The sequence below is a fragment of the Mycobacterium sp. genome, from assembly GCF_035314665.1.
Classification (GTDB): Bacteria; Actinomycetota; Actinomycetes; order Mycobacteriales; family Mycobacteriaceae; genus Mycobacterium.
Window position 1 is genome coordinate 1 of record NZ_DATFZD010000208.1, and the last position, 5,375, is coordinate 5,375.

The following is a 5,375-nucleotide window of genomic DNA, read 5'->3' on the forward strand; positions in this document are numbered from 1 at the left end:
GGTTGCCTGCAACGTCTTGTGACCGGGCATACCACCGAGGTCGAGTGAATGGAGCCGGCAGATGACCATTGCCGCAAAACGGGGGCCCGAACGGCCCTGCTGCAAGGCCGGCAATGCCCAATAACGTTTCCGATCAAGCACGGGGTATCCCGGTAGCCCAGCTTTCGATCGGAGGGTGCAATGAATCATCCGCAATCACCACAGCGAGTCGTTGTGGGCATCGACGGCTCCGACGCAGCGATCAATGCGGCCAAGTGGGCGGTTGCGGAGGCGACCAGTCGCGACATCCCCTTCGTCTGATCCATGCGATCCCCGAGCTGCGAACAGATGCACCCGCAGATGATGACAGTCTCGATATCGAATACGGCGAAACGGCGCTGCGCGCCGCCACTGCGGCGCTTCATGTCATGGGCGAGCGAGTCAAAGTTGAAACCGATCTTGTGCACGGATCGCCAGCAGGCGCACTGATCAGCGAATCACGCTACGCAGCAATGATTTGCGTAGGCTCTGTGGGGATCGCGCGTGTCGCCCGCAAGGTTATCGGCTCGACCGCCGACGCTCTAGCTCAGAAGGCGCATTGCCCAGTGGCGATCATTCGCAACGACCGCGAAGCTCGGGAGTCACGTTCCGGATCGATCGCTGTAGTCGTCGACGATTCACCCGGCAACGACGCTGTGCTCGAGCACGGCTTTAGGGAAGCGCGACTTCGCAAAGCATCGATGTTGGCAATGGGAGTCTGGCGATGGGGTTTCGGTGAAATTCCTTACCGTCAGCTCGATCATCGGCTCGGCCGTTGGGTGACTCAGTATCCTGAGGTGCACGTCCGTCCGGCTACCGCACGAAGTGGAGCCGCCGAATTCCTATCCGGCACAGAGGAACCCGTCCAACTCGCGGTGGTGGGCAGCTCCGACGCCGACAAGGTCGCTCGCATGGTGGGTCCAATTACTCCCCACTTCGGGCATATGGGTTGTTCGGTACTCGTGGTTCGGAAATGACGAGTATGACAAGTGTCAAGTCGTCACTGCGCGCGATTACGAACCGTCCGGTGCTGGCATCGCAGCCACCAACGGTATGTCGACGCCGAGCGGAGCTACTTCGGCGGCGCCACCCGGAGAGCCTCGTGGGCGGCTTCGGCCGAGGAGTTGGCTGAAAAAGGCAGCGTTGTCGTCCAAGTGCTGTAACTGGTCATCGGGCAGGGCACTGTCACGTTGGTGAGTGTGGGCGACCTGGGAGGATTCGTGGGGTGAGCACCGCAACGCCGTCGTACAAGGGCCACCGCTACCCGGTCGAGATCATCAACTACTGCGTGTGGCTGTACTTAGGGTTCCCGCTCAGCTTGCGTGAGGTCGAGGAGCTGATGCTCGTACGCGGTGTCGCGGTGAGTTACGAGACGATCCGGCGGTGGTGCGCCAAGTCGGGCAGGCCTACGCCAACCAGCTGCGCCGGCGGCGCCCGCGCCCCGGCGACAAGTGGCACCTCGACGAGGTGTTCGTCGGGATCAACGGCGGGCTGCGGTACCTGTGGCGCGCGGTCGACCAGCACGGCAACGTGCTCGACGTTCTCGTCCAGTCACGCCGCAACGCGGTGGCGGCCCAGCGATTCTTCCGTAAGCTGCTCAAGGGCCTGCGGTACGTGCCGCGCGTGCTGGTCACCGACAAGCTGGGCAGCTACCAGGTCGCCCACCGCGAGCTCATGTCGTCGGTGGAGCACCGGCGGTCGCGGTATCTGAACAACCGCGCCGAGAACTCTGATCAGCCCACCCGACAACGCGAACGGGCGATGAAACGCTTGAAATCGTCGCGGCATGCGCAACGGTTCCTGTCCGCCTTCAGCGGCATCTGCGCACACTTTCGGCCGCGACGGCATCTGCTCAGCGCGACCCAATGGCGAACCGAGATGGCCGACCGCTTCGCGGTCTGGCGTCAGGTCACCGCGCCCGACGCTGCCGCCTGAAATGTGAACGACCCAACGGTGTTCCGTCGCGACTGCTTCAAACCCAACTGCGCCACTACACTTTTCACTCAACGTGACAGTGCCCGCCTGGATGGGGACGCCGGTTTCGATCTTGCCACCCAGGTCGGTGAGCATCGCGGCCAGCGCGGTGGTGATCGACGCCGACCCGCCCTCGGCGACCGGCCAGCCGTGGCGGTGTCCGGCGGTGAGGATGCCGAGCCCAATCGCTGAGGTCATCGGGTAGTGCAGTGGCCGGAACGGGTGTGCGGCGACGCCGCCAAATAGTGCCCGTCCCTGTGCCGTGCGCATCCAACACAGATCCGGCCGCGAATCCGCCGCGTGCCAGATCATCTGCGAAAGGGCCAACTAGGGTGAGACCAGACCGAAATTATCGGCATACGAAATGGGTTGGGAAGCAGGCTATATCAGCCGCTATCTTACATAAGGTCGCTTATCGACAAAATCCGTTGCAGCACACAGGCTTCCGCGTAGCCCATCTTAGTGAACTGCCAGAGTCCCGCTGTCCCTTCTCAATCTATCTGCGCTTTTCTCAGTCTTTCTGTTCCGCGGCCGCGGTCTTCTCACTCTTTCTGTTCCGTATTCGTTCAACCCTGACCTTCGCGTGACCCTGCAGTGACGCTATGGCGAGCCTGGGCGCTACCGACCGCGCCTCCGTCCTCTCCCGGCTACTCCTTCGAGATACGTCACCGTGACGATTTGGCCTCCGTAATCGTGCTGGGCCGTCGGTGTTTTTGCGTTCGGACGGAAACAGCGGCGTGCCGTGCCCGGACGGCTCGATGCCGAACAAGCCGAGGACGTTCTCGATGAACCAGCACAAGCTGCGGTCGGCGCCGTTGATAAGCGGCACCAGCCGCGGTTTGGGACCCTTGCGACGAGAACCCTTGCCGTAACGAACATTTAGCTTGCCGAACCGGCCCAACTCCCACCGCACGTCGTTCAGATCCAGCATGCAGGCCTCGTTGATGCGCAGCCCGACATCGGCGGGCAACCGGGCCACGGCGTAGTTGCGGGCGGTCGGGGCGAACTTGCGGGCTTGTCGGGATCGTGCCCCAGCGAGAAGGTCACCTTGTCCCCGTGCCGCCGGACGAATCGCGACTGTCTGGCATAATCGGTCGGCATGGGCGTGGAGAGCCACCGGCTGTTGCTGCTCCGACACGGGGAGACCGAGTGGTCGACGTCTGGCCGGCACACCGGTCGCACCGAGATCGAGCTGACCGATATCGGGAGGGCGCAGGCCGTGATCGCTGGGCGGGTTCTCGGTGAAGTCAAACTTGATCACCCGTTGGTGGTCAGCAGCCCGCGCCAACGGACTCTGGACACGGCCAGGTTGGCCGACATCACCATCGATGAAATATCTCCACTGGTCGCGGAATGGGATTACGGTTCCTACGAAGGCCTGACGACCGCGCAGATCCGCGAAACCGAACCTGATTGGCTGGTGTGGACGCATGGATGCCCCGGCGGTGAGAGCGTCGCGCAGGTCACCGATCGCGCTGACCGCGCCGTCGCGTTGGCGCTACAGCACCTGGCGTCACGCGACGTGGTGTTCATCAGCCATGGTCACTTCTCCCGCGCGGTGATCACGCGCTGGCTCAAGCTGCCGCTCGTCGAGGGCAGCGGTTTCGCCATGCTTACTGCCTCGATCGCGATCTGTGGGTTCGAGCACGGGTTGCGACAGCTTGGTGCGCTCGGGTTGATCATTAAGTGAGACCGAGCGAACCGCCCTTCGCGCTATGCGGGCCGAGAGGGGCTCTGGTTGTCGACGGGGTGCAGGCGCGCTTCTGCGACGTGCCGGCGGCGGAGGCGGCGCTGCGCTCGGGGGCGGCGCCAATACTGTTGGGCGCGTTACCTTTCGATGTAAACGCGCCCGCCGCGCTGATGGTGCCGGGCACCGTACGGCGCACCGGTGCGCTGCCCGACTGGCCGACCGGCCCCCTGCCCCGGTGCGCATCGCCGCGACGGGCCCGACGCCTGAAGATGTCCTGGAGCTGCGGCACCAGGTCGAGCTGCACAACCTCACCGGCCGCATCGTTGAATGCCCGCTGGATGAGATCAACCGGCCCCGGGCATCGGCCCCGGCGAAAGGGACTTTGTCGAGGCCCCGACTCTGGGGCGACTTGGAATCCGTGTCGGCCACCAAAACCATGGGCCGAGTAGCCGGGTGAGCGGCATCACCAAAAATAGCCGCACGAACAGCATATCGAAAATCAGTCCAATACAGATAGTTGCGCCTGCCTGGCCGATGTTCACGACATCGCTGGACATGAGCGCCAACATTGTGAAGGCAAAGACGAAGGCTGCGGTGATTACCACGCTCCCGGAGCTGCCGATCGTCCGGATCATTCCAGTCTTAAATCCGGCGCCGATCTCTTCTTTGTAGCGCGAAAGTAGGAGCAGGTTGTAGTCGAGGATGTCCCGAGTTCCGTGGAACTTCGGAGGCGGCCTGGTGAGCATCAGGCTGCGCTCACCTGATCATCATGCCCCATGGTGCCGACAGGTTCGGCGGACTCGCGCTCGAGCGCGGCGCGGAGTGTCGGTAGGTGCACGTGACCGTTGACACGGCGGAATTGCTTGCCGGCCTCGACCATCCCGGCGGCGCACCAGCGCAGCGCCACCTGCCCGTCTCGCCAGCGCTTGACGTTGCCGGCATGTTCGCGGCAGACCGAGATCATCGACTCGATGCAGTTGGTCGAGCGCAGCGTGCGGGCCAGGGTGGGTGGCACGCCGCCAGTGCTCACCGAGCGCCAGTGCGCCGGGCGTCGAGGCCGCATGAACTCACGACGCGGGGGCTGGCCGCTTCGTGCAATGGGCAGCGGTGCATACGGCCCGGTGTGGGCGGAGATGTGATCGCCGCGTCCACGAACACGGTCACCGCGGCGCCCGACCATGCCGCTGGGAGACTGAGCGGGCCGGCGGTGCCGGTGACAACCCGAACCCCTAGGGGCATACGAGCACAGCGACCGGCCACGCATCTCGCTTAACCGGTGATGATGAACCCCTTGGCCCGTGCGCCTCGCAGGCGATGGCGATTCCCCCGACACCTACGACGTGATTATCATCGATTCGGGAGGCGACGGCGCCACCTTGGGCCGGCACGTTGACCGCCGCAAGCTCACCCCGGAGGTCGAGGTGGACGGCGAGATCAACGGAAAGGCAGTGCAGGCCGTCATGCCCGCGAGCGCGTGGAGTGACAGCCGCGGCCGGCGTTGCCCGCGCTGGCCTCAACGAGTAACGACGGAAGGATGGCAGTGAACGAAGAGCAACGCAACGTCATGGCGTCGGGGCGTGGGTTCATCGCCGCACTGGACCAAAGCGGTGGGAGCACGCCAAAAGCTCTGAGCCTCTATGGTATTTCGCACGACGCGTACGACAGCGATGAGCAGATGTTTGATCTGGTGCAT

Annotated in this window: 3 protein-coding genes and 7 pseudogenes; 6 read left to right on the forward strand and 4 right to left on the reverse strand. The window is 64.0% G+C overall.

Going from position 1 to position 5,375, the window contains the following annotated elements; translation table 11 throughout:
* Positions 1-180: 180 nt before the first annotated feature.
* Positions 181-995 (forward strand): annotated as a pseudogene (locus tag VKI00_RS15590) (universal stress protein).
* Between the two features lie 248 nt (positions 996-1,243).
* Positions 1,244-1,953 (forward strand): annotated as a pseudogene (locus VKI00_RS15600) (IS6 family transposase).
* 78 nt (positions 1,954-2,031) lie between these two features.
* On the opposite strand, the pseudogene VKI00_RS15605 reads toward VKI00_RS15600, so the two are convergent.
* A pseudogene (locus VKI00_RS15605) lies at positions 2,032-2,259 on the reverse strand (FAD-dependent oxidoreductase); the annotation flags it as partial.
* Positions 2,260-2,503: 244 nt separating this feature from the next.
* Positions 2,504-2,962 carry a hypothetical protein gene (locus VKI00_RS33810; RefSeq protein WP_414687211.1) on the reverse strand — a complete coding sequence of 153 codons (459 nt, stop codon included), beginning with the start codon at positions 2,960-2,962 and terminating at the stop codon, positions 2,504-2,506.
* Between the two features lie 129 nt (positions 2,963-3,091).
* Between VKI00_RS33810 and VKI00_RS15615 the strand changes: the two genes are divergently transcribed.
* Both VKI00_RS15615 and VKI00_RS15620 read left to right on the forward strand, forming a co-directional pair.
* On the forward strand, positions 3,092-3,682 hold the full coding sequence (locus tag VKI00_RS15615; protein ID WP_324438847.1) for an acid phosphatase: 591 nt from the start codon (positions 3,092-3,094) through the stop codon (positions 3,680-3,682).
* Positions 3,679-3,959 (forward strand): annotated as a pseudogene (locus VKI00_RS15620) (isochorismate synthase); the annotation flags it as partial. The gene VKI00_RS15615 and the pseudogene VKI00_RS15620, both read left to right, overlap by 4 nt.
* 67 nt (positions 3,960-4,026) lie before the next feature.
* Here the strand turns inward: VKI00_RS15620 and VKI00_RS15625 are convergent.
* Positions 4,027-4,380 (reverse strand): annotated as a pseudogene (locus tag VKI00_RS15625) (MMPL family transporter); the annotation flags it as partial.
* A 47-nt stretch (positions 4,381-4,427) separates the two neighbouring features.
* A pseudogene (locus tag VKI00_RS15630) lies at positions 4,428-4,700 on the reverse strand (IS256 family transposase); the annotation flags it as partial.
* 280 nt (positions 4,701-4,980) lie between these two features.
* Between VKI00_RS15630 and VKI00_RS15635 the strand changes: the two are divergent.
* Positions 4,981-5,226 (forward strand): hypothetical protein, encoded by a 246-nt coding sequence (locus VKI00_RS15635; protein ID WP_324438849.1) that lies wholly within the window; start codon positions 4,981-4,983, stop codon positions 5,224-5,226.
* Positions 5,217-5,375 (forward strand): annotated as a pseudogene (locus VKI00_RS15640) (class I fructose-bisphosphate aldolase); the annotation flags it as partial. The gene VKI00_RS15635 and the pseudogene VKI00_RS15640, both read left to right, overlap by 10 nt.

Coding starts and splice junctions, on each gene's coding strand:
- VKI00_RS15615 (WP_324438847.1), top strand. CDS start 3,092: ATGGGCGTGGAGAGCCACCGGCTGTTGCTGCTCCGACACGGGGAGACC.